At 61.9% G+C, this 21,113-nt stretch carries 19 protein-coding genes; 11 read left to right on the plus strand and 8 right to left on the minus strand.

Going from position 1 to position 21,113, the window contains the following annotated elements; translation table 11 throughout:
* Window positions 1-153: 153 nt before the first annotated feature.
* The 3 genes from prmC to IE095_RS02155 form a co-directional block, all read right to left on the minus strand.
* On the minus strand, window positions 154-987 hold the full coding sequence (prmC, locus tag IE095_RS02145) for a peptide chain release factor N(5)-glutamine methyltransferase (protein ID WP_189409896.1): 834 nt from the start codon (window positions 985-987) through the stop codon (window positions 154-156).
* Window positions 984-2,039, minus strand: a complete 1,056-nt coding sequence (prfA, locus tag IE095_RS02150; RefSeq protein ID WP_189409898.1) for a peptide chain release factor 1 — start codon at window positions 2,037-2,039, stop codon at window positions 984-986. The genes prmC and prfA overlap by 4 nt, the downstream gene beginning before the upstream one ends.
* Before the next feature lie 121 nt (window positions 2,040-2,160).
* Window positions 2,161-2,979 (minus strand): sulfite exporter TauE/SafE family protein, encoded by an 819-nt coding sequence (locus IE095_RS02155; protein ID WP_189409900.1) that lies wholly within the window; start codon window positions 2,977-2,979, stop codon window positions 2,161-2,163.
* 132 nt (window positions 2,980-3,111) lie between these two features.
* Between IE095_RS02155 and IE095_RS02160 the strand changes: the two genes are divergently transcribed.
* Window positions 3,112-4,308, plus strand: coding sequence for a multidrug effflux MFS transporter (locus tag IE095_RS02160; protein ID WP_189409901.1), 1,197 nt, complete (start codon window positions 3,112-3,114; stop codon window positions 4,306-4,308).
* On the opposite strand, the gene dusA is transcribed toward IE095_RS02160, so the two are convergent.
* Window positions 4,299-5,282, minus strand: a complete 984-nt coding sequence (gene dusA, locus IE095_RS02165; RefSeq protein ID WP_189409902.1) for a tRNA dihydrouridine(20/20a) synthase DusA — start codon at window positions 5,280-5,282, stop codon at window positions 4,299-4,301. The genes IE095_RS02160 and dusA overlap by 10 nt on opposite strands.
* A gap of 157 nt (window positions 5,283-5,439) precedes the next feature.
* On the opposite strand from dusA, the gene IE095_RS02170 reads away from it, so the two are divergent.
* Together IE095_RS02170 and IE095_RS02175 are read left to right on the plus strand one after the other, a co-directional pair.
* Complete coding sequence (locus IE095_RS02170; protein ID WP_189409903.1) at window positions 5,440-6,666, plus strand: BtaA family protein; 1,227 nt, start codon at window positions 5,440-5,442, stop codon at window positions 6,664-6,666.
* A gap of 4 nt (window positions 6,667-6,670) precedes the next feature.
* On the plus strand, window positions 6,671-7,312 hold the full coding sequence (locus IE095_RS02175) for a class I SAM-dependent methyltransferase (protein ID WP_189409904.1): 642 nt from the start codon (window positions 6,671-6,673) through the stop codon (window positions 7,310-7,312).
* Here IE095_RS02175 and IE095_RS02180 read toward each other — a convergent pair.
* Window positions 7,309-8,235: a helix-turn-helix domain-containing protein gene (locus IE095_RS02180; RefSeq protein WP_189409905.1), complete on the minus strand. Its 927-nt coding sequence runs from the start codon at window positions 8,233-8,235 to the stop codon at window positions 7,309-7,311. The two genes, IE095_RS02175 and IE095_RS02180, sit on opposite strands and share 4 nt — an antisense overlap.
* Window positions 8,236-8,429: 194 nt before the next feature.
* On the opposite strand from IE095_RS02180, the gene IE095_RS02185 reads away from it, so the two are divergent.
* The 8 genes from IE095_RS02185 to IE095_RS02225 all read left to right on the plus strand — a co-directional run bounded on the left by IE095_RS02185 (window position 8,430) and on the right by IE095_RS02225 (window position 17,791).
* Window positions 8,430-9,305 (plus strand): carbohydrate ABC transporter permease, encoded by an 876-nt coding sequence (locus IE095_RS02185; protein ID WP_189409906.1) that lies wholly within the window; start codon window positions 8,430-8,432, stop codon window positions 9,303-9,305.
* Entirely contained in the window at window positions 9,302-10,138 is an 837-nt protein-coding gene (locus IE095_RS02190; RefSeq protein ID WP_229804407.1) for a carbohydrate ABC transporter permease, read from the plus strand. Before IE095_RS02185 ends, IE095_RS02190 begins: the two co-directional genes overlap by 4 nt.
* A 1-nt stretch (window position 10,139) precedes the next feature.
* Entirely contained in the window at window positions 10,140-11,222 is a 1,083-nt protein-coding gene (locus IE095_RS02195; protein WP_189409909.1) for an ABC transporter ATP-binding protein, read from the plus strand.
* Window positions 11,223-11,243: 21 nt separating this feature from the next.
* Entirely contained in the window at window positions 11,244-12,485 is a 1,242-nt protein-coding gene (locus IE095_RS02200) for an ABC transporter substrate-binding protein (RefSeq protein ID WP_189409911.1), read from the plus strand.
* 66 nt (window positions 12,486-12,551) lie between these two features.
* A complete protein-coding gene (pglA, locus tag IE095_RS18195) occupies window positions 12,552-15,038 on the plus strand; it encodes a polygalacturonase PglA (protein WP_229804408.1) in 2,487 nt (828 codons plus the stop codon).
* Between the two features lie 48 nt (window positions 15,039-15,086).
* Window positions 15,087-15,872 carry a 5'/3'-nucleotidase SurE gene (gene surE / locus IE095_RS02215; protein WP_189409912.1) on the plus strand — a complete coding sequence of 262 codons (786 nt, stop codon included), beginning with the start codon at window positions 15,087-15,089 and terminating at the stop codon, window positions 15,870-15,872.
* A complete protein-coding gene (locus IE095_RS02220; RefSeq protein ID WP_189409914.1) occupies window positions 15,869-16,519 on the plus strand; it encodes a protein-L-isoaspartate(D-aspartate) O-methyltransferase in 651 nt (216 codons plus the stop codon). The genes surE and IE095_RS02220 overlap by 4 nt, the downstream gene beginning before the upstream one ends.
* A 57-nt stretch (window positions 16,520-16,576) precedes the next feature.
* The gene (locus IE095_RS02225) at window positions 16,577-17,791 is read left to right on the plus strand and encodes a LysM peptidoglycan-binding domain-containing protein (RefSeq protein WP_373295387.1); all 1,215 of its coding nucleotides are present in this window, start codon (window positions 16,577-16,579) and stop codon (window positions 17,789-17,791) included.
* A gap of 252 nt (window positions 17,792-18,043) precedes the next feature.
* Here the strand turns inward: IE095_RS02225 and IE095_RS02230 are convergent, their stop codons facing one another.
* Genes IE095_RS02230 through IE095_RS02240 form a run of 3 tightly spaced genes read right to left on the minus strand, consistent with a single transcriptional unit; the run spans window position 18,044 to window position 20,990 of the window.
* Window positions 18,044-19,042, minus strand: a complete 999-nt coding sequence (locus IE095_RS02230; RefSeq protein WP_189409915.1) for a cytochrome d ubiquinol oxidase subunit II — start codon at window positions 19,040-19,042, stop codon at window positions 18,044-18,046.
* Complete coding sequence (locus IE095_RS02235; RefSeq protein WP_189409916.1) at window positions 19,035-20,423, minus strand: cytochrome ubiquinol oxidase subunit I; 1,389 nt, start codon at window positions 20,421-20,423, stop codon at window positions 19,035-19,037. Before IE095_RS02235 ends, IE095_RS02230 begins: the two co-directional genes overlap by 8 nt.
* Entirely contained in the window at window positions 20,424-20,990 is a 567-nt protein-coding gene (locus tag IE095_RS02240; protein WP_189409917.1) for a GbsR/MarR family transcriptional regulator, read from the minus strand.
* Window positions 20,991-21,113: the final 123 nt, after the last annotated feature.

Consider the following 21,113-nt stretch of genomic DNA (forward strand, 5'->3'; position numbering starts at 1 on the left):
TTAGCCGGATGCTTGGCCACACGGACCGCAGAAATTCAGCATCAGGCGCGAGGGTACATGGCAGGGGGCTGATAAGCCCTGAGACCCGCCTTGTAAGCCTGCTTAATCATGGAAATGTCGCCCTGACAAGAAGATTCGCATGGCTGGCGGCGGCTATTCGCCTTTGCGGGCGAAAACCACACGATCCCGCCCGTCGAGATCCGGGTGGACGGCAATGTCCTGCAAACCAGCCCGCGCGAAAAGGTCGGCGACGGCGCGACCCTGGTTCGGACCGATTTCGACGATCAGGCGCCCGCCCTGCAAAAGCCGGGCGGGCGCGCCTTGGGCGATGGTGCGATAGGCATCGAGTCCGTCACCGCCGGGGGTGAGGGCAAGATGGGGTTCCCAATCGCGCACCTCGGGGGCAAGGCTGGGCATTTCGTCGGCGGCGATATAGGGGGGGTTGGATAGGATCAGGTCAAAGCGGCCCTCAACCTGTGTAAACCAGTCAGAGAGTTGAAAGCGGGCGCGGCTGGCAAGGCCCTGAGCCTCGGCATTGCCTTGGGCGACGGCAAGGGCAGCGGGCGAAAGATCAACGCCCGTGCCACGCGCCATGGGCAGGTCGCCCAAGACCGACAAAAGGATGCAGCCAGAACCCGTGCCCAGATCCAGCACCTTCATCGCGGGTTCCTTGAGCGCCCATTCGACAAGGGTTTCGGTATCGGGGCGGGGGTCCAGCACATCGGGCGTGACGCGAAAAACGCGGCCCCAGAAATGCCGCTGACCGATGATCTGGGCGACGGGCTGTCGGGACAGGCGGGCGCTCAAGGCCTTGTCATAGGCGGCCTGCTGGGCAGGCTTGATGTCGTCGGCCAAATGCAGGGTCAGTCGGTCCTGCGGCAGTGCCATCGCAAAGGCCAGCAAGACACGGGCATCGCGCGCAGCATCCTCGATCCCTGCCTCGCGCAGGCGGATCACGCCTTGGCGCAGGGCTTCTTGGGCGATCATCCTTCCATCTCGGCCAGTTTGGCAGCCTGATCATGGGCGGTCAGCGCGTCGATGATGTCACCCAGATCGCCCTGCATGATTTGCCCCAAGGCATAAAGCGTCAGGTTGATGCGGTGGTCGGTCATGCGGCCTTGAGGAAAGTTGTAGGTGCGGATGCGTTCGGAACGGTCGCCGGAACCCACCTGCGATTTGCGGTTGGCTGCGCGTTCATTGTCGATGCGTTCGCGTTCCAGTTCAAAGAGACGGGCGCGCAGCACCTGCATGGCCATCGCCCGGTTCTGGTGCTGCGACTTTTGCGCCGAGGTCACGATGATGCCGGTGGGCAAATGGGTGATGCGGACGGCGCTGTCGGTGGTGTTAACGTGCTGTCCCCCTGCCCCGCTGGCGCGCATCGTGTCGATGCGGATGTCACTGGCGGGGATGTCAATGTCGACCTCTTCTGCCTCGGGCAGAACGGCGACAGTGGCGGCAGAGGTGTGGACGCGGCCCTGCGCTTCGGTTTCCGGCACGCGCTGCACGCGGTGGACACCGCTTTCGTATTTCAGACGGGCAAAGACGCCTTCGCCCTGAACATGGGCGGTGACTTCTTTGATGCCACCCAGATCGGACTCTTGCAGTTCCAGAATGTCAAAGCGCCAGCCCATGCGTTCGGCATAGCGGCGATACATGTTGAGCAGGTCGCCCGCGAAGAGCGCCGCCTCATCCCCACCCGTGCCAGGGCGGATTTCCAGAATGGCGGGGCGGGCGTCGGCGGCATCTTTCGGCAGCAGCGCAATGCGCAAGGCCTTTTCCATTTCGGGAATGCGGGCTTTGAGCTGGGGCATTTCCTCTTCGGCAAGGGCCTTCATATCGGGATCGGCCAGCATCAATTCGGCCTCGGTCAGATCGTCCAAGGCCTGTCGATAGGCGGCAATCTGATCGACCACCGGTTTCAGATCGGAATATTCGCGGGACAGCGTGGCAATCTCGTTCGGGGCCGCGCCCTGATTGAGCTTGGCTTCGAGAAACTCGAAACGCTGGGTGATCTGGGCAAGGGTGTCTAAGGGAACCATGATGGGGCGGGTTTGGCCCAAGGCCCTGCCCCGGTCAAGCCTGATCGGCACATCTCCAGCCGGTCCAAGCCGACCGACAAACACCAAATTCAGAGGCGAAGGCGCTCTGGCTTGCAGAGGGTCAGTACCCAAGCGCCTTGCGCAGCATGTTCAACCCGACCAGCACGATGAAAATCCCGAACGCCTTTTTCAGCGGCTTGGGATTCATCGCATGGGCCAACTTTGCGCCCCACGGGGCGGTGATCAAAGTCATGGAGATGACGATCAGAAAGGCCGGCAGGTTGATCGCGCCAAGCGTATAGGGCGGGGCCGGATCGACGCGCACCAGCAGAAAGGACAGCGCCGCAGGCAGGGCAATCACCAGACCAAAGGCCGCCGCCGTGGCGACGGCCCGGTGAATGGGTGTTGCATAGAGCGTCATGATGGGCACACCGAAGGTCGCCCCGCCAATGCCCATCAGGGCCGAGAAAAAGCCGATCACCCCGCCATAAGTCTGCCGCAGGATGCCCACGGGCAGCCGGTCGCCCAAGCGCCAGTTCTCGCGGCCAAAGGTCATGTAGAACCCGGCGATACAGGCCAGCACGCCAAAGATCGCCTGCAAGGCCGTCGATTTCAGCACCGCGGCCAGCATCACCCCCGCCACAGCCCCCACGGCAATCGCCGGACCAAAGCCGCGCAGAATCTGCAAATCCACCGCCCCCCGCTTGTGATGCGCATGGGCCGACCGCATGGAGGTCACGACAATGGTCGCAAGCGAAGTCGCCAGACAGATCTGCATCAGATGCGGCCCGCCATAGCCCAGATGGCCGAACAGATAGAAAAACGCGGGCACCAGCACCATGCCGCCGCCGATCCCCAACAGCCCCGCCAGCAACCCGGCCAAAGCCCCGATCGCCAACAGCATCACCAACATCGGCCACAAAGTCGCAAAATCGGGCATCGGACGCTCCTTCTTTGCCCATGGGTTAGCATTGCACAGACCGCCCCGCCAGATGCGCATTTCTGCACTGGTCTTCACGCTGAAATCCGTCTAGCCCTGCCCATCCAAATCCTTCCTCCGACAGGTTTCCCCATGTCTCCTCATTTGCTGCGCGCTGCGCTGACGCTTGGGCTTTTGTCCGCCGTCGGCCCCTTTGCCATCGACATGTATCTGCCCGCCATGCCCGCCATTGCCGAGGGCCTTGCGACCACACCGCAAGCGGTGCAGACCACCGTCATTTCCTACTTCCTGGCCTTTGGTCTGGCCCAGATGATCTTTGGCCCCTGGGCCGATCAGGCGGGACGCAAACGGCCGATCTATGCCGGGCTTGGCATCTTTCTGGTGGGCTCGGTGATCTGCGCGACCGCCCCCACCGCCGGCTGGCTAATCTTTGGCCGCGCTGTGCAGGGCTTGGGCGGTGCCGCCGTCATGGTCGTGCCCCGCGCTGTTATCCGCGATCTGGCAACCGGCCATGACGCCACCAAGATGATGGCCGCCATCATGGTCGTCATTTCCGTCTCGCCCTTCCTTGCCCCCTTGGCCGGGGCGGGCATGATTGCCATCGCCGATTGGCGGGCGGTGTTCTGGGCCTTGGCTGCGGTGACGCTCATCAGCCTGCTGCTGACCCGCTATGCGCTGGACGAGACCCTTCCCACCGAACAGAGGGTTCCCTTTGATCTGGCCCATATGAAGGACGGCATCCGCACGCTGACCCGTGACCGGACCTTTATGATGCTGACCCTGCTGGGCGGCTTTGGCTTTGCCAGCTTCTTCGTCTTCATTGCCACGGCGTCCTTTGTCTATACCGAGGCCTATGGCCTGTCGCCCACAGCCTTTAGTCTGGCTTTTGCCTTGAATGCGGCGGGCTTCATGGCCGCTTCGCAATTCGCGGCCGGTCTTGGGCAAAAATTCGGGGCCAAACGCGTGATCATCACGGCCACAGCGGGATTTGCGGCTTTCGCGGTCGGTCTATTCTTGATCGCGCTGGCTGGCATCACCGCCTTGCCGGTCGTCATGGGCGGGCTGTTCCTTGCAAACGCTTTCCTTGGCCTTGTGATCCCCACGGCGATGGTTCTGGCGCTGGATGAACACGGGCCAATTGCCGGGCTTGCCTCGTCGCTGGGTGGCATGATCCAGATGCTTGCCGGCGCCCTGATGGCCGCCGTTGCGGCGCCTTTCCAGAACGGCACGGTCACGCCGATGCTGGGCGCGATTGCCGCCTGCGCTGTTCTGGCCTTCGGCTTCAGCCGCCTGATCCCCCGGCCACAAGCAACGCCGGTTCAGGCCTGAGCCGTAACGCCTTCCAAGGCGTCCTCAACAACCCCCCAACCGGCCCCCGGCCGGTTGGCTTGTTCCGACAGAACCCGCCGCCAATGCCGCGCGCCGGGGCGGCCCTGAAACAGCCCCAGCATGTGCCGCGTGATCTGATGCAAGCGGCCGCCCTGCGCGATGTGATCTTCCATATAGGGCCGCATTGACAGGACAACATCCAGAATGTCCGGCGCAAAAGCCTCGCCCCACAGCGCATCCGCCCCGATCAGGCTATGCGCCGGATCATGATAGGCCGCCCGCCCGATCATCACACCGTCCAACCCCCGCGCCAACAGATCGCGCGCCTGATCCAGCGTCGTGATCCCACCGTTGATGCAAATCGTCAGTTCGGGAAAACGCTCTTTCATCGCCACCACCAGATCATGATCCAGCGGCGGAATTTCCCGGTTTTCCTTGGGGCTTAACCCCTGCAACCACGCCTTCCGTGCATGCACGATGAAATGCGTCACCCCGGCCCCCGCCACCGTTTCGATGAAACGCGGCAGAATTGCGGTCGGCTCCTGATCATCCACCCCGATCCGGCATTTCACCGTCACCGGCACTGGGCTTTCCCCTGCCATCGCCCGCATGCAATCGGCCACCAAGGCGGGGCTTTCCATCAGAACGGCCCCGAAACAGCCCGATTGCACCCGGTCTGACGGGCAGCCGCAGTTCAGGTTGATCTCGTCATAGCCATAAGGCACCGCCGCCCGCACCGCCTGCGCCAGTTCCGCCGGATCCGACCCGCCCAGTTGCAAGGCCACCGGATGCTCTGCTGGGCCAAAACCCAGCAACCGATCACGCGGCCCATGGATCACCGCCGGGGCCGTCACCATTTCCGTGTAAAGCATCGCCCGCCGCGTCATTTGCCGATGGAAAAAGCGGCAATGGCGGTCAGTCCAATCCATCATCGGGGCGACAGACAGGCGGTGGGCCTGATCAAGCTGGGGCATGGCAAAACCTTTCGCGCCGCCCTTAGCGCAAATTGGCCCAAGCGTAAACCTGCCCCCCAGCCACCCCCGTTACCAAAACTTTATCCCGCCGACACAAATCAACATCAGTGGCCCGGATACTGCCCCGCAACAGCAACCCAGCGGACCGGACCCTTTCATGATCCAGACTTCGACGGCGGAACAGCAGCTTGGCGCGGCAGTGCATCAGAACATCGCCCTTTCCAAAACCGGGATGCTAGAGCGGCTCTTTTCCCGATTGTTCCAGCAACTGGTCTATCCGCAAATCTGGGAAGACCCCGTCGTTGATATGCAGGCGCTGAACATCCAGCCGTCGCACAATCTGGTCTGCATCGCCTCGGGCAGTTGCAACGTCCTGTCTTACCTGACCCAAGCACCCCAGTCTGTTCTGGCCGTCGACCTTTCCCCGGCCCATATCGCCTTGGGCAAGCTCAAGCTGACCGCCGTGCAAAGCTTGGCGGATTTTGACGACTTCTACCGCTTCTTTGGTCAGGCCGACAGCCGACAGAACCTTGAGACCTATGACCAACAGATCGCCCCGAACCTTGACCCGCAGAGCCGCGCCTATTGGGAACAGCGGGGCCTGCGCGGTCGGCGCATCGCGCAGTTCAAACGCGGCTTCTATCGCCACGGGCTTCTGGGGCGTTTCATCGGCGCGGTGCATCTGGTGGCGTGGATAGGCCGCGTCGATTTCCGCCCACTGCTGGTGGCCCAAAGCATCGACGAACAGATCCGGTTCTTTGACACAAGCATTGCCCCCCTGTTCGACATGCGCCTTGTGCGCGCCTTGGCACGCCGCCGCGCCTCGCTGTTTGGCCTGGGCATCCCACCCGCGCAATATGACAAGCTGGCGCAGGACGGGAATGGCGATGTCCTCCCCGTGCTGCGCGAACGTGTCCGCAAGCTGATCTGCGATTTTCCTATCCAGAACAACTATTTCGCCTGGCAAGCCTTTCACCGCGCCTATCAGCCGACCGAGCCGCGTTCCGTGCCGCCCTACCTTGCCCGCGAAAATTTTGCGGCGGTCAAGGCCGCAGCCGGCCGCGTGCGGATGCTGAACCGTTCGCTCACCGATCAACTGGCCGAAGAACCCGCCGGTTCCAAACATGGCTTTGTGCTGCTTGATGCCCAAGACTGGATGACCGATGCCCAACTGAACGCCCTTTGGGGTGAAATCCACCGCACGGCGGCGGCGGGTGCCACGGTGATCTTTCGCACCGGCGCCAAGGCCGATCTTTTACCGGGCCGGGTGGCGGCAGACCTTTTGGCCGAATGGTCCTATGACCAACCCGCGTCCGAAGCAGGCTTTCAGGCCGACCGCTCGGCCATCTATGGCGGCTTTCATGTCTATCGGCGCAAGGGATAACACCATGACCGCGCCAGAGATTTCCCACAAGCGGCTGATGGATGCCACCTACCGCCACCAGCGCCTGATCTATGACGCCACGCGGCGCTATTTTCTGCTGGGCCGCGACCATCTGATCCGCGATCTGGCCGCCAAGGATGGCAGCTTTGTGTTGGAAATCGCCTGTGGCACGGGCCGCAACCTCAAACGCGTCGCCCAACACTATCCCAAGGCGCGGCTTTTCGGGCTCGACATTTCAGACGAAATGCTGCGCACAGCGCGACAGAAACTGGGGCCGCAGGCCCATCTGGTGCAGGCCGATGCTTGTGACTTTGACGGTCAACGCCTTTTTGGTGTGCGGCAATTTGATCGGATCATCCTGTCCTACAGCCTATCCATGATCCCCGACTGGAAAGCCGCCCTGACCACTGCCGCCCAGCATCTCGCCCCCGGCGGGCAGCTGCATGTTGTGGATTTCGGCACGCAAGAGGGCTTGCCCCCATGGTTCCGGCAGGGGTTGAACCTGTGGCTTGGCAAGTTCCACGTCACGCCGCGCCCGGATTTGCAGGCCGCGCTGACCGCAGCGGCCGACAATCTGCGCGCCACAGCCTATCACCAATCGCTGATGAACAGCTATGCGCAATATGGGATCATCCTGAGGCCCTAGCTGACCGGCCCCAGCCCAACAGCCCGCAGCGCGTCCAACTGTTCCGCCTCGTCCAACTGCATCAGCGCCCCATCCCGCGACTGGCGCACCCTTTGCACATAGGCGCGCGGCGACAGCCCGATCACCCGCTTGAACATGCGCGAGAAATAATAGGGGTCGGCATACCCCACCGCCTCGCCCACCTGCGCCACCGCCTGCCCTGCCTCCAGCAGCGGCATCGCGCGCTCCATCCGCTTGAAATCCTGAAACTTTCGTGGTGTCCGTCCGATGCGCTTCTGGAACGCCCGCAGAAAATAATCCGGGTTGAACGGGGCCTCCGCCACCACATTTTCCGCCATCCCCTCCTCCAACGGATGCGCCGCGATCCGGCTGGCGGCGACCGTCACCGCAATGTCGATGGCATTGGCCCCTTGCGCCTGAAAGGCCGACGCCCCCCGCCAATCGACAAAGGCATCGTCGATATAGGCCAACAACAGCACCATAAACCCATGATGCTGCGCCAAAGTGACCGAGGACGGCGGTGCCGACTGCCGATAGTGCCGCGCCAAAGGCTCCAACATCTCCCATTTCGACAGCCGCACCTTCTGGCGCAATTCCAGCTGGGCCAAAAGGTCGGTCGATCCGAAAATCTCGAGCGTGAAATGCTGCGCAATGCCGGTAAAGGCCGCCTGCCCCTCATTCCAACCCACAAACCTTGTCCCCGGCGGAATCCAGATCGCCTCCCCCGGCTCCAGATGCAGCCTTTCGCCACCGATCAGGTATTCGCCCCGCCCCTCGAGCCCGATCAGCAGGTCATGCACCGGATTGATCTTGTCGATCCGCCAGCTGGCCGAATGCTGCATCTTGATCGTGGACCGCGTAAGCCGCAGGTTCAACGCACCGGGGGAAATCTGGGCCAAGGGGCCATGTTCGATTTCATCCATCTTTTTCCCCGGCTTTGTGAATTCCTTGGTTGCAGGAATGCGTTAATCATCCGGGAAATCAAGCTGTGGATCGTGGAATCCTTGGCTTGAGGCCCCGAAGCAGGCGGAACAGCCGAAACAAGGGCCAATGGGAGGAAATGAAACATGCACATCCGCGACCTGATGCGGGGTCGGTGGCCGAAAGGGTCCACCGGATGAAACAGCGTCACATCGGGCTGGCTTATCTGTCGCCCTATATCCTTGGCCTGCTGGTTTTCACGATGATCCCCTTCGGGGCGTCGCTTTACCTGTCCTTTACCGATTACAACCTGATGCAATCGCCGAACTGGACGGGCCTTGCCAATTATTGGGAGCTGTTCACCACCGACCGGACTTTTCGCCGTTCGCTGCTGGTGACGCTGACCTATGTCTTTCTGACCGTACCGCTGAAACTCGCCTTCGCGCTGTTCATCGCCTATATCCTGAACCACAAACTGCGCGGCATAAACCTGTTCCGCACCGCGTTCTACGTGCCGTCCATCCTTGGCGGCTCCATCGCCATCGCGGTGCTGTGGCGCTATATCTTTGCCGAACAAGGCATTGTGAACATGGCGCTTTTGGGCCTTGGCCTTGAACCCGTCAACTGGTTCGGCGACCCCACCAATGCCCTGATCACCATCACCCTGCTGCGTTGCTGGCAGTTCGGTTCCGCCATGGTGATCTTTCTGGCCGCCCTGCAATCGATCGACAAATCGCTCTATGAGGCCGCCGCCTGCGATGGGGCAAAGCCTTGGCATAGCTTTGTCTTCATCACCATTCCGCTGATCACGCCGGTCATCTTCTTCAACCTGATCATGCAGATGGTCCAAGGTTTTCAGGAGTTCAACGGCCCCTACATCATCACCCAAGGCGGGCCGCTGAAATCAACCTATCTGCTGCCGCTCTATATTTATGATGAGGCGTTCAAGAAGTTCAACATGGGCTATGCCTCGGCCATCGCCTGGGTGCTTTTCCTGATCATCATGGTGCTGACCCTTGTCGCCTTCTGGTCATCCAAGAAATGGGTCTATTACGCGGGGGACAAGCGGTGAACACATCCCTTGGCAATGTCCTGCGCTATACGCTGCTGATCGCCGTCGGTCTGATCATGCTTTACCCGCTGATCTGGCTGATCGGGGCCAGTTTCAAAACCAACTCCGAGATTTTCGGCAATGCGAGCATCCTGCCCGAAAACCCCACTTTGGACGGTTATATCAAGGGCTGGGAAACCTCGACCCCCTACACCTTTGGCCGGTTCTTCTGGAATTCCTTTCTGATCATCCTGCCGAAAACCATCGGCACGGCCATATCCTGCGCGCTGGTGGCGTATGGCTTTGCCCGCTTTGACTTTCCCTACAAGAAGATTCTGTTCGGGACGGTGATTGCGACGCTGCTGCTGCCGAATGTGGTGACACGCATTCCGCAATACATCCTGTTCCGCGATCTGGGCTGGCTGGATACCTTCCTGCCGCTTTGGGTGCCCTCGGCGCTGGCGGGGGATGCTTTCTTTGTTTTCATGCTGGTGCAATTCCTGCGCGCCATCCCGCGCGACATGGAAGAGGCCGCGCGGGTGGATGGGGCCAACAGCCTGCAAACGCTGATCTTCATCGTCGTGCCGATGCTGGCCCCCGCGCTGATTTCTGTCTGCCTGTTCCAGTTCATGTGGACGATGAACGATTTCCTTGGCCCGCTGATCTATATCTCGTCCGTCGACAAATATCCCGTCTCTTTGGCGCTGAAACTGTCGATCGACACCACCGAAAGTTTTGAATGGAACCGCATCCTTGCGATGTCGGTGCTGACGATCCTGCCTGCGCTGATCGTGTTCTTCCTCGCGCAGAAGCATTTCATCGAAGGCATCTCGACCGGCGGGGTGAAAGGCTAAAATGGCAAGTGTAGACCTGATCAATCTGGAAAAGACCTATGGCGGCGGTTTTCGTGCCGTGCATGGCATCAACCTGAACATCGCCGATGGCGAGTTCATGGTGCTGGTCGGCCCGTCCGGCTGTGCCAAATCCACCACCCTGCGGATGGTGGCGGGGTTGGAGGAGATCACCGGGGGCGAGGTCCGCATTGGCGGCAAGGTCGTGAACAGTCTTTCGCCGGGGGAACGCTCCATCGCGATGGTGTTCCAGAATTATGCGCTTTACCCGCATATGAAGGTGCGTTCCAACTTGGCCTTTGGCCTGAAACTGGCGGGCGTTCCAAAACCCGAAATCCGCAAGGCGGTGGATGAGGTTGCGGCGATCCTGGAAATCGAGCCCCTGCTGGACCGGCTACCGAAACAGCTTTCGGGCGGTCAGGCGCAAAGGGTGGCCCTAGGGCGGGCCTTGATCAAAAAGCCAGGGGTTTTCCTGTTCGATGAACCCCTGTCCAACCTTGACGCGAAACTTCGGGCCTCTATGCGGGTGCGCATCACCGAACTCCACAAGCGGCTGAAAACCCAAGGGCTTTCGTCCACCGTCCTCTATGTGACCCATGACCAGACCGAGGCGATGACCATGGGCGACCGCATCTGCGTGATGCAGGGTGGCCATATCATGCAGGTGGCAGATCCAAAGACGCTGTATAACCGCCCCGCCAATCTGTTCGTGGCGGGTTTCATCGGCATGCCCGAAATGAACCTGATCGACGGGCGGCTGGATGGTGACGCCTTTGTCCTCGGCGATCAGCGTCTGCCGCTGGACCTCTCACGCCTGCCGCGCCGTCCCGCCCAAGCGGTCCTCGGCGTCCGGCCCCAAAACCTGACGCCGGGCGCAACGGGCCTGACGGGCACCCTCGCCCATGTCGAATTCATGGGCCATGACGTGAACCTGCATGTGGACATTGGCCCCGCCCGCATGGTCGCCACCATGCCCGCCGCCGATTTTGATCGGCTCGACCGCGCAGGCGACCGCGTCACCCTGACGCCCGACCCCAGCGCCCTGCACATCTTTGACAAGGACAGCGGCGACAACCTGTCGCTGTGAACAATAAACGGGAGGAACGACATGAAACATCTGATGCTGACGACGGCCACCCTGATGGCCTTGACCACCATGGCCCGCGCCGACGATCTGCGCATGTCCTGGTGGGGCGGCGACGCCCGCCATGTGGCGACGCAGGAGGCGCTGAAACAGTGCGGCACGAAATATGGCCATACCATCGCAGCCGAATTCACCGGCTTTGACGGCTATCTGGAAAAGCTGACCACGCAGATGGCCGGTGGAACCGAGGCCGATATCATTCAGGTGAACTGGCCTTGGCTGCCCCTGTTCAGCAAAGACGGCACGGGCTTTGCCGATCTGCGCAGCCTGACTGCGATTGACCTGTCACAATGGACCGAAGAACAACTGACCGCCGCCAGCATGAACGGTGTCTTGCAGGGGCTGCCCGTTTCCACAACAGGCCGCGTCTTCTTCTTCAACAAGACCGCCTTTGAAAAAGCCGGGCTGGCGATCCCGACAACTTGGGACGAGCTGATGGCCGCAGGCGGCAAAATGGGCGATGGCGCGCAACCCTTCAACGCGGTCAAGGAAACCGCGCAACTGATCATCACGCTGTCGGTGGTGCAAAAGACGGGCAAAGATCTGGTCGATCCGGCGACGAACCGTGTGGCGTGGACGGCCGAAGAACTGGCCGCGGGCTTTGAATTCTACAACCAACTGGTCGAAACCGGCACCATCCTTTCGGCGAAAGACGAGGCGGCAGCCGGTGGCGTGAACCTGTTTGAAAAGCCGGAATGGGCCGATGGCCGCATTGCGGGTTCCTATGAATGGGATTCGACCTATGCCAAATACGCCGACCCGATGGCCGAGGGGCAGGAATTGGTTCCCGTCGAAATGCTGACCTTTGCCGATGCCAAGACGAAAGGCGTCTATCGCAAGCCTTCGATGGTCTTCTCGGTGTCGAAAAACTCCAAAAACCCCGAAGCGGCGGCGCAGATCGTCAACTGCCTTCTGAACGAAGAGGAAGGCATCGCCGCCTTGGGCGACAGCCGTGGCCTGCCCGCCTCCAAGGTCGCCGCCGAATGGCTGGCCACCAATGGCAAGGTTGATCCGATGGTCAAGGCGGCGAACGACATCGCCATGGCCGCCGATGGCCCGGTAATCTCGCCCTTCAACGAACACCCGGAAATCCGGGGTCTCTTCCTCGATACGCTCGAGGAATACGCCTACGGCATGATCGACGCGCCCACGGCGGCGCAGGTGGTCATCGACGGTGCGAACGCGACCTTGGCCAAGTTCGACTAGGCCCTGGACGCCAGGGCTGCGGGACGAGTTTTCCCCCGCCCCGCAGCCCGCCTTGCGGAGAAGAACATGCAGAACCCCGAACTGATCGCGGCCACCCCGCGTTCCGTGGCGATAAGACTTGCCCAGCCCGGCGCGCACTATCATCTGGAGCCTCGCCCTTGGGTGATGGGCGATCGTTCCGGCATCGCCGACCGCGTGGTTCTGGTGCTGGATGATCTGGTTCCGAATACGGAATATCATCTTCAAATTCATGGCTTTGCGACGTTTTCCTTTCGTACCACATCATGCGCAGGGATGATCAAAGCCAGTGATCATTCCACCCTGCAAGCCGCCATAAATGTCGTCCCAAAAGGCGGCACGCTGTTCATTCCCCCTGGCGATTGGACCAGCCCACCGCTGTTCCTGAAATCGGACATGCACCTCTATCTCGCCGAAGGTGCCCGCCTCCTCGCCCCACCGCGCAATGATCAATGGCCCATCCTGCCTGCTGATCATGGCACTTGGGAAGGCGAACCCGCCCCGACCCATGCCGCCCTGATCACCGCCATCGGCGCGGAACGCCTGACCATCACCGGGCCGGGGCTGATCGACGCGGGCGGGGCAAATGGCGATTGGTGGCAATGGCCCAAAGGCACCCGCAACGGCGCAAGACGGGCGCGGGGTCTGCATCTGATCAACTGCCGCGACGTCACGCTGATGGGCTTCACGATCCAGAACGCGCCAAGCTGGACCATCCATCTGCAGAACTGCGACAGGCTAAAGGCCCTTGGCCTGCATATCAAAGCCCCGCATGACAGCCCCAACACCGATGGGCTGAACCCCGAATCCTGCCGCGATGTGCGGATTGAAGGCGTCCGCTTTTCCGTCGGCGATGATTGCATTGCCATCAAATCGGGCAAGCGGGGGGCCAAGACCGACTTCCCCCCCACCGAACGCATCGCCATCCGCCATTGCCTGATGGAACGCGGTCACGGCGGCGTTGTCATTGGTTCCGAAATGTCGGGCGGCGTGTCGGATGTCACTGTGGAACATTGCGACATGCTGGGCACCGACCGCGGCCTGCGCCTGAAAACGCGTCGGGGCCGGGGCGGCACAATTCGCAACATTCGCATGGCACATGTCCATATGAATGGTGTCAAAGTCCCCTTCTGCGCCAATGCCCATTACCATTGCGATGCCGATGGGCATGATGATTGGGTGCAATCCCGCCAAGCGGCCCCCTTTGGCCCCGGCACGCCGCGCATCGAAAACATCCACATCACCGATGTCACTATCGAAAACCTGTCCGTCGCGCTTGGGGCTTTTCTGGGCCTGCCCGAAAGCCCCATTCGCGATGTGACCCTCGACCGTATCCACATCCTGTCCCACGATCCCAATGCCGAAGCGGAGGCCCCCATCATGGCCGACCATATCCGCCCCCTGCGCCATGCGGGCATCGCCCATGAACAGGCGGAAATCTTGGCTGACGGCCAACCCCTCCCCCCACTGCCCCTGACGGAATCCCCCATGGAATTGCTGGACTATGCCGACGCCTATGCCACCCGCTATCAGCCCTATAAAGACGGCGATTGGTGCTATGAGGATGGCTGCCTTTACCGCGCTTTGGTCTTGCTGCATCAGGCGACCGGGGACGCAAAGTGGTTTGACCACCTCCTCCGCCTGACCGCCCCCCAGATTGCCGCCGATGGTGCGCTGAAAGGCTATTCCCCCGACGAATTCAACATCGACAACATCCTTGCAGGCCGTTGCCTGTTCCACTTGGCGGATGTCACGGGCGACGCGCGCTATGAAAAGGCCGCCGATCTGCTGGCGAGCCAGCTTTCCCGCCACCCCCGCACCGCCAGCGGCAACTATTGGCACAAGGCGATTTACCCCCATCAGGTCTGGCTTGACGGCCTCTATATGGCCCTGCCCTTTCAGATCGAATATGCCCTGCGCAAGCCCGATCCCACCCTCATCGACGATGCCCTACGCCAGTTTGAAAGCGCCCTGCGCCTGACCCTCCGCCCCGATGGGCTTTACGCCCACGGCTATGACGACCAACGTCAGCAAATCTGGGCCGACCCGACCACCGGCCAAAACGCCGCGCTCTGGACCCGCTCGCTCGGCTGGCTTGCCATGGCCTTGGCCGATGCCGCCGATCTGCTGGGTGACCGGCCCGAATTGGAAAGCCAGCTCACCCAACTCCTCACCCGCCTCGCCTCCCTTCGCGCCCCGAATGGCCTGTGGTGGCAGGTCACCGACCAGCCTGATCTGCCCGGCAACTACCCCGAGGCATCGAGCAGCGCCATGCTCGCCTATGCCGCCCTTGTCGCCGCCCGTCGCGGCCTGATCCCCCCAGACCTTGGCCAATCCACCCTTGCTGCCCTCCGCCCGCAAGGCCAGCCACCCAAACTCCAGAACATCTGTGAGGTCGCAGGCCTTGGCGGCAAAGCCCTGCGCGATGGCACCGCCGCCTATTATCTCTCCGAACCCATCGTCGCCGATGATGTCAAAGGCAGCGGCCCCTTCCTGATGGCTGTGGCCGAGGCAATCGCCCAAGCCCCCGCTTGAACGCAGGCGGGCCAGCGTCTAAACCAAGGCCCAAGCAAGGGGGCCTTCATGCGCATTCTGATCACCAATGACGACGGCATCAACGCGCCGGGGCTGGAAGTCCTGCAATCCATCGCCCATGACATCGCCGGCCCCGATGGTCAGGTCTGGACCGTCGCCCCCGCCTTTGAACAATCGGGCGTCGGTCATTGCATCAGCTACACGCACCCAACGATGATCGCCGAACTTTCCCCCCGCCGCTTTGCCGCCGAAGGCTCCCCCGCCGATTGCGTGCTGGCGGGCATCTATGATGTGCTGCAAGGCGGCAAGCCTGACCTCGTGCTGTCCGGCGTCAATCGTGGCAACAACTCTGGCGAAAACACCCTCTATTCCGGCACCATTGGCGGCGCGATGGAAGCAGCCCTGCAAGGCATCCCCGCCATCGCCATGTCCCAATTCATGGGGCCAGAGACCGAGGCGCTGGACGATCCCTTTCAATCCGCCCGCCAACACGGCACCGCTGTCGTCCGCGCCTTGCTGGACAAGGGGATTTGGACCCAGGACGCCTACCGCATCTTTTACAACGTGAACTTCCCCCCCATCGGGGCCGCCGCCACCAAAGGCCTCAAGGTCGCCCCCCAAGGCTTCCGCCAAGGCCCCGGCTTTTCCGCCGAACCGCATTTTTCCCCATCCGGCCGCAAATTCCTTTGGATCAAGGGCGGCCCCCAGCACATTCCGGGCGAACCCGGCTCGGATGCCACCGTCAACCTCGAAGGCTGGATTTCCGTCACCCCCATGCGCGCTGATCTGACCGCCCATGATCTTTTGGCCGACCTCACGGCGCGGCTCGCATGACCGACGAAGACGACATCGCCGAACGCCAGATGCGCTTTCTTTTCGGCCTGCGCTCGCACGGCGTCACCGACAAACGCACGCTTTCCGCGATGGAAAAGGTTGATCGCGGCCAATTCGTCACCGGCACCTTCGCCGCCCGCGCCTATGACGACGTTCCACTCCCCATCGCCTGCGGCCAGACCATCAGCCAGCCCTCGGTCGTGGGCCTTATGACCCAGGCCCTTGATGTCCAGCCCCGCGATGTCGTGCTCGAGGTCGGCACGGGTTCCGGCTATCAGGCCGCCGTCCTGTCGCATCTGGCCCGCCGCGTCTATACCGTTGACCGTCACCGCCGCCTTGTCCGCGATGCCGTCGCCCTGTTTACCCGCCTTGATCTGCGCAATGTCACGGCCCTTGTCGCCGATGGCAGCCGGGGCCTGCCCGATCAGGCCCCTTTCGACCGGATTCTGGTGACCGCCGCCGCCGAAGACCCGCCCGGCCCCCTATTGGCGCAGTTGAAAATCGGGGGTATCATGGTGTTGCCTGTCGGCCAGTCCGACCATGTGCAAAGCCTGATCAAGGTGACGCGGCTGGAAAAGGGCTATGATTATCAGGAACTTCGCCCGGTGCGCTTTGTGCCGCTGGTCGAAGGGCTTGGGACAGACTAAGGTTTTGTGCATAACCGGGGCACGACGAACCCGGAACGGATAATAAGGGGCAAGCGGATGGGGCATCTTTCAAAGCAGAAATTGCGGGTCGGTCTGGTGATGACGGTGGCATCGCTGGCCCTGACCGCCTGCAACGGCGGCATGGATTGGGATCTGCGCCAAGGTGGCGTCTTGAACACCACCGGGGCCGCCCGCAGCGCCACCGAATCCCGCCCCCAGCCCGACAGTCGCGGCGTCATTTCCTATCCCGGTTATCAGGTGGCCGTCGCCCAGCGGGGCGACACCGTCGCCAGCGTCGCGGGCCGTCTGGCGATTGATGCTGGGGCCTTGGCCCGTTACAATGCCCTGCAACCGCAAGACCCGCTGCGTCCGGGTGAGGTTCTGGCCCTGCCAACCCGCGTCGCCGGTGGCACAGCGCCCCTTTCGGGCACGACCGTCGCAGGCTCCGGCCCGGTTCTGACCGGCAACACCATCGGCAGCCCGCCCGCAAGCGGCACTGGCGCATCGCCCGTCAATGTGACAACCATCGCCACCACCGCCATTGACCGCGCCTCGCCGCAGGGCACCGCCCCGGCCCCTGTCGCTGCGGGCCAGCAACCGGCCCAGCACAAGGTCGCGCGCGGCGAAACCGCCTTTACCATTGCCCGGCAATACAATGTCAGCGCCAAGGCCTTGGCCGAATGGAACGGCCTTGGCCCCGATATGGGCGTGCGTGAGGGTCAGATGCTCATGATCCCGGTGGCCAGTGCCGCGCCCCCCAAACCCGTTGCTGCGGAAACCGCGCCGGGCCAAGGTTCGCCCACGCCCCTGCCGCCCTCGGCCAGCGATCCCTTGCCGGATGAGGACGTGACTGCGGCCAGCGAAAAACCGAAAGACACGCCCACCTCACCCGATCTTGCCAGCGAACGCACCGGGGCCTCGGCCTCGAAATTTGCCATGCCGGTCGGCGGCAGCATCATCCGCGGCTTCGGCCCGCCGAAAAGCCTTGGCATCGACATTTCCGCCAACGCCGGCGCCTCGGTCGCCGCCGCCGACAGCGGCACGGTGGCCGCCGTGACGAAAGACACCGACGGCACGGCAATTGTCATCATCCGCCACGCCGACAATGTGCTGACGGTTTACGGTGGCGTCGATCAGATCACCGTGAAGAAGGGCGACAAGCTGGCGCGCGGTGCGGCCTTTGCCAAAGTGCGCGGCGCAGCCCAGCCTTTCCTGCATTTCGAGGTGCGCAAGGGCATGGATGCCGTCGATCCGATGGCCTATTTGCAGTAACGCATGTAGGGTGGGTGAAACCCACCATTGCGGGGCGATGCGGTGGGTTTGCACCCACCCTACCCCTGCTAAAATAAAGCGCGAAGGGCCGCATGCGCTGCGGGTGGGCGCGCGACGGCTGTTTCCCTTGATTTATGGTTCAACCCCGAAAAACGTCACGCTTCTGTGCAACGTTGCAAACGCGCACGCCCGGGGGGCGGCGTGCGCGGCCCGGCTGGTCGCCGGGCGGGACGGGTGATCGACCTATCCCGCTCAATCATAGTGCAATTCCGAAGCCTTCCCCCGAAAAACCCAATAACTCAGCACCGTATAGCCAATAATCATCGGCAGCACGAAAACGGCCCCCATCAGGATGATCCACAGGCTTTCGGGCGCGGATGCCGCCTCCCAGATGGTCAGCCTTTCCGGCACGACATAGGGCCAGAACGAATAGGCCAGCCCGAAAAAGCCCAACACGAACAGGCTCGATGCCCCCAGAAACGGCACGATATCCAAGCTATGATCCGCCCTCGGCATCCGCCGCAGAAAGACCCACAGCGAAAGGAACAGTGCCGCTGTCATCAGCGGAATAGGCAGCAACCCGATGATGTTTGGAAAGCTGAACCAGCGCACAAAGATGCGGTCCGACACCATGGGCGTCACAGCTGAAATGAACACCATCCCCAGCCCCGTAAACACCAACGCCCGTTTCGCCCAAGCCACCGCCCGCGCCTGCAAATCCCCTTCTGTCTTGGCAATCAGCCAGCAGGCCCCCACCAAGACATAAGCCGCGGCCAGCCCCAGCGCCGACAGCAGGGCAAAACCCTGCGCCTCCCACGCGGTGCGGAAACCCAGGACATAGCGCCCCAGCATGTAACCTTGGGTCAGCGCGGAAAGGGTTGACCCAAAGATGAACGCCCGGTCCCACCATTTCTGATGCGGCGGCCGCGCCTTGACCCGGAATTCAAACGCCACGCCACGCAGCGTCAGCCCCAGCAACATCAGCGCGACGGGCAGATAAAGCGCCGTCAGAACCATGCCATGCGCCATCGGAAAGGCCACCAGCAAAAGCCCAATCCCCAGCACTAGCCAGGTCTCATTCGCATCCCAGAACGGCCCGATGCTGGCGACCATCCGGTCGCGGTCGGGCCGTTCAACCCGCGCCATCAGCATCCCCACGCCCAGATCATAACCGTCAAGGATCACATACAGCAGGATCGCCAAGCCCATCAGCCCGGCAAAGATCACGGGCAGGGTTGCTGCGTCAAACATGGGTCACCTCCTGTGCCACATCGGCATTCGGCCGCGTCGCTTGGCTAACAGGGTCATCAATCACCTGCGCCGCCTTGTCGCCCTTGCCCGCCAGATGGAACAACACCGTTACATAGGCCACGATCAGCGCCACATAGGTCGCCAGATACAGCGCAAGGGTCGTCCCGATCATGCCCGCCGCGACATCCGACGCCGCCTGTTTTGTCGTCAGAATGCCCGTCACTAGCCAAGGTTGGCGTCCAATCTCTGTCACATACCAACCCGCCAGCGTTGCCACCCAACCGGAAAAGGTCATCCCCACCAGCCCCCGCGTCAGCCAGACCCCCGGCATCCCCCGCCGCCAGATCATAAAAGCCGTGGCCCAAGACACGGCCAGCATCAGCATGCCCATGCCCACCATCACGCGGAACCCATAGAACACCGGCTTCACCGGCGGATGCAGCACCGTCTCATCCGCCGCCACAAAATCGTTCAACCCCGGCACCACCCCATCCGCATGATGCGTCAGGATCAGGCTCGCCCCATTCGGCACCGCGATTTCATAGTCATTCCGACGCTCCGCCTCATTCGGCACGGCGAACAAAACCAAGGGCACATTCCCCTGCGTCTCCCAATTCGCCTCCATCGCGGCCACTTTCGCGGGCTGATGCTCCAGCGTGTTCAACCCGTGCATATCCCCCACGAAAATCTGCACCGGGATCAGCCCCGTCGCCAGAAACACCCCGGTTCGCAAGGCGTGGCGCACATCATCCCCCCGCTGCCCCTTCAGCCAGCGATAGGCCGACAGCCCCGCCACCAGAAAGGCCGCCGTCAGGCCCGAGGCGAGCAGCATATGTATCAGCCGGTACGGCATCGACGGGTTGAACAGAATCGCCGCCCAATCGGTCGCATGGGCCACGCCATCCCGCATCTCGAACCCCACAGGCGTATGCATCCAGGAATTCAACGCAATGATCCAAAAGGCCGACATCGTCGTCCCAAACGCCACCAGAAATGTTGCCCCCGTATGCACCCATCCCGGCACACGGCGAAAGCCGAACAGCATGATCCCCAGAAACGTCGCCTCCAGGAAAAACGCCGTCAGCACCTCATAGGCCAGCAGCGGCCCCGCGATATTGCCCACGGTTTCCATGAACCCCGGCCAGTTCGTCCCGAACTGAAAGCTCATCGTGATGCCCGACACGACCCCCAGCGCAAAGGACAGCGCAAAGACCTTCACGAAAAAGAAATAGGCCTTCATCCAGGCCGCATCCCCCGTCCGCAAAAACCGCCATTTGAAAAACAGCAGCACCCAGCCCAGGGCGATGGTGATCGTCGGGAACAGGATGTGAAAAGAGATATTGGCCCCGAACTGAATCCGGGCCAGCGTCAGCGCGTCCATCTATTTACCCTTCATCAGACTGCCCGGAAGGCTCACGATCTTGTCCTTGAAATCCAAGACCTTCACCACCTTGGACCCCAGCGAAAGCAGCTGGATCAGTCGTTCGGTTTCCAGCTTTTGCACATCCGCATACCAACCCGTCATCAGCTCGATCAGCTCATGCATCTCGCGCATCCGGTCTTGCGCATGCCGCTCCGGTTCCGATTCCGGCGATTGCATCAGCAATTCCCGCAGCATCGTCAGCGTCGGATCAATTTCCCGCTTTTTCCGCTCATCCACCAAGGTCCGCACGATCGCATAAATGTCATCCGGCGTACCGTAGAACTCGCGCCTGTCGCCTTGAATGTTATGCGGGCGCAAAAGGTTCCAGGAATGCAGTTCCTTTAACCCCATCGAGACATTCGACCGCGAAATCCCTAGCCGTTCCACGATATCGTCTGCACAAAGCGGGCGGTCTGACACGAACAAAACGGCATAGATTTGCCCCACCGTTCGGTTGATGCCCCAGCGGCTGCCCATTTCACCGAAATGAAGAACGAAGGATTCGCAAAGCGGCGGCAGGTTCATGGTCTTTTCCGATTCTTGAATTTTCAGTATTTGTTGAAAATTCGGAACAGGAAGTCAAAACACAGACCTGTGACCCGAGGCGCGTTCCCCTCCCCCCTGTGGGGAGGGGGTAGGGGTGGGGGG

This window comes from Neogemmobacter tilapiae (genome assembly GCF_014652215.1).
Classification (GTDB): Bacteria; Pseudomonadota; Alphaproteobacteria; order Rhodobacterales; family Rhodobacteraceae; genus Neogemmobacter; species Neogemmobacter tilapiae.

Coding starts and splice junctions, on each gene's coding strand:
- IE095_RS02180 (WP_189409905.1), bottom strand. CDS start 8,235: ATGGATGAAATCGAACATGGCCCCTTGGCCCAGATTTCCCCCGGTGCG.
- IE095_RS02220 (WP_189409914.1), top strand. CDS start 15,869: ATGACCGACGAAGACGACATCGCCGAACGCCAGATGCGCTTTCTTTTC.
- prmC (WP_189409896.1), bottom strand. CDS start 987: ATGATCGCCCAAGAAGCCCTGCGCCAAGGCGTGATCCGCCTGCGCGAG.
- IE095_RS02170 (WP_189409903.1), top strand. CDS start 5,440: ATGATCCAGACTTCGACGGCGGAACAGCAGCTTGGCGCGGCAGTGCAT.
- IE095_RS02235 (WP_189409916.1), bottom strand. CDS start 20,423: ATGGACGCGCTGACGCTGGCCCGGATTCAGTTCGGGGCCAATATCTCT.
- IE095_RS02160 (WP_189409901.1), top strand. CDS start 3,112: ATGTCTCCTCATTTGCTGCGCGCTGCGCTGACGCTTGGGCTTTTGTCC.
- IE095_RS02175 (WP_189409904.1), top strand. CDS start 6,671: ATGACCGCGCCAGAGATTTCCCACAAGCGGCTGATGGATGCCACCTAC.
- IE095_RS02240 (WP_189409917.1), bottom strand. CDS start 20,990: ATGAACCTGCCGCCGCTTTGCGAATCCTTCGTTCTTCATTTCGGTGAA.
- pglA (WP_229804408.1), top strand. CDS start 12,552: ATGCAGAACCCCGAACTGATCGCGGCCACCCCGCGTTCCGTGGCGATA.
- IE095_RS02225 (WP_373295387.1), top strand. CDS start 16,577: ATGGGGCATCTTTCAAAGCAGAAATTGCGGGTCGGTCTGGTGATGACG.
- IE095_RS02230 (WP_189409915.1), bottom strand. CDS start 19,042: ATGTTTGACGCAGCAACCCTGCCCGTGATCTTTGCCGGGCTGATGGGC.
- IE095_RS02195 (WP_189409909.1), top strand. CDS start 10,140: ATGGCAAGTGTAGACCTGATCAATCTGGAAAAGACCTATGGCGGCGGT.
- prfA (WP_189409898.1), bottom strand. CDS start 2,039: ATGGTTCCCTTAGACACCCTTGCCCAGATCACCCAGCGTTTCGAGTTT.
- IE095_RS02200 (WP_189409911.1), top strand. CDS start 11,244: ATGAAACATCTGATGCTGACGACGGCCACCCTGATGGCCTTGACCACC.
- IE095_RS02155 (WP_189409900.1), bottom strand. CDS start 2,979: ATGCCCGATTTTGCGACTTTGTGGCCGATGTTGGTGATGCTGTTGGCG.
- surE (WP_189409912.1), top strand. CDS start 15,087: ATGCGCATTCTGATCACCAATGACGACGGCATCAACGCGCCGGGGCTG.
- dusA (WP_189409902.1), bottom strand. CDS start 5,282: ATGCCCCAGCTTGATCAGGCCCACCGCCTGTCTGTCGCCCCGATGATG.
- IE095_RS02185 (WP_189409906.1), top strand. CDS start 8,430: ATGAAACAGCGTCACATCGGGCTGGCTTATCTGTCGCCCTATATCCTT.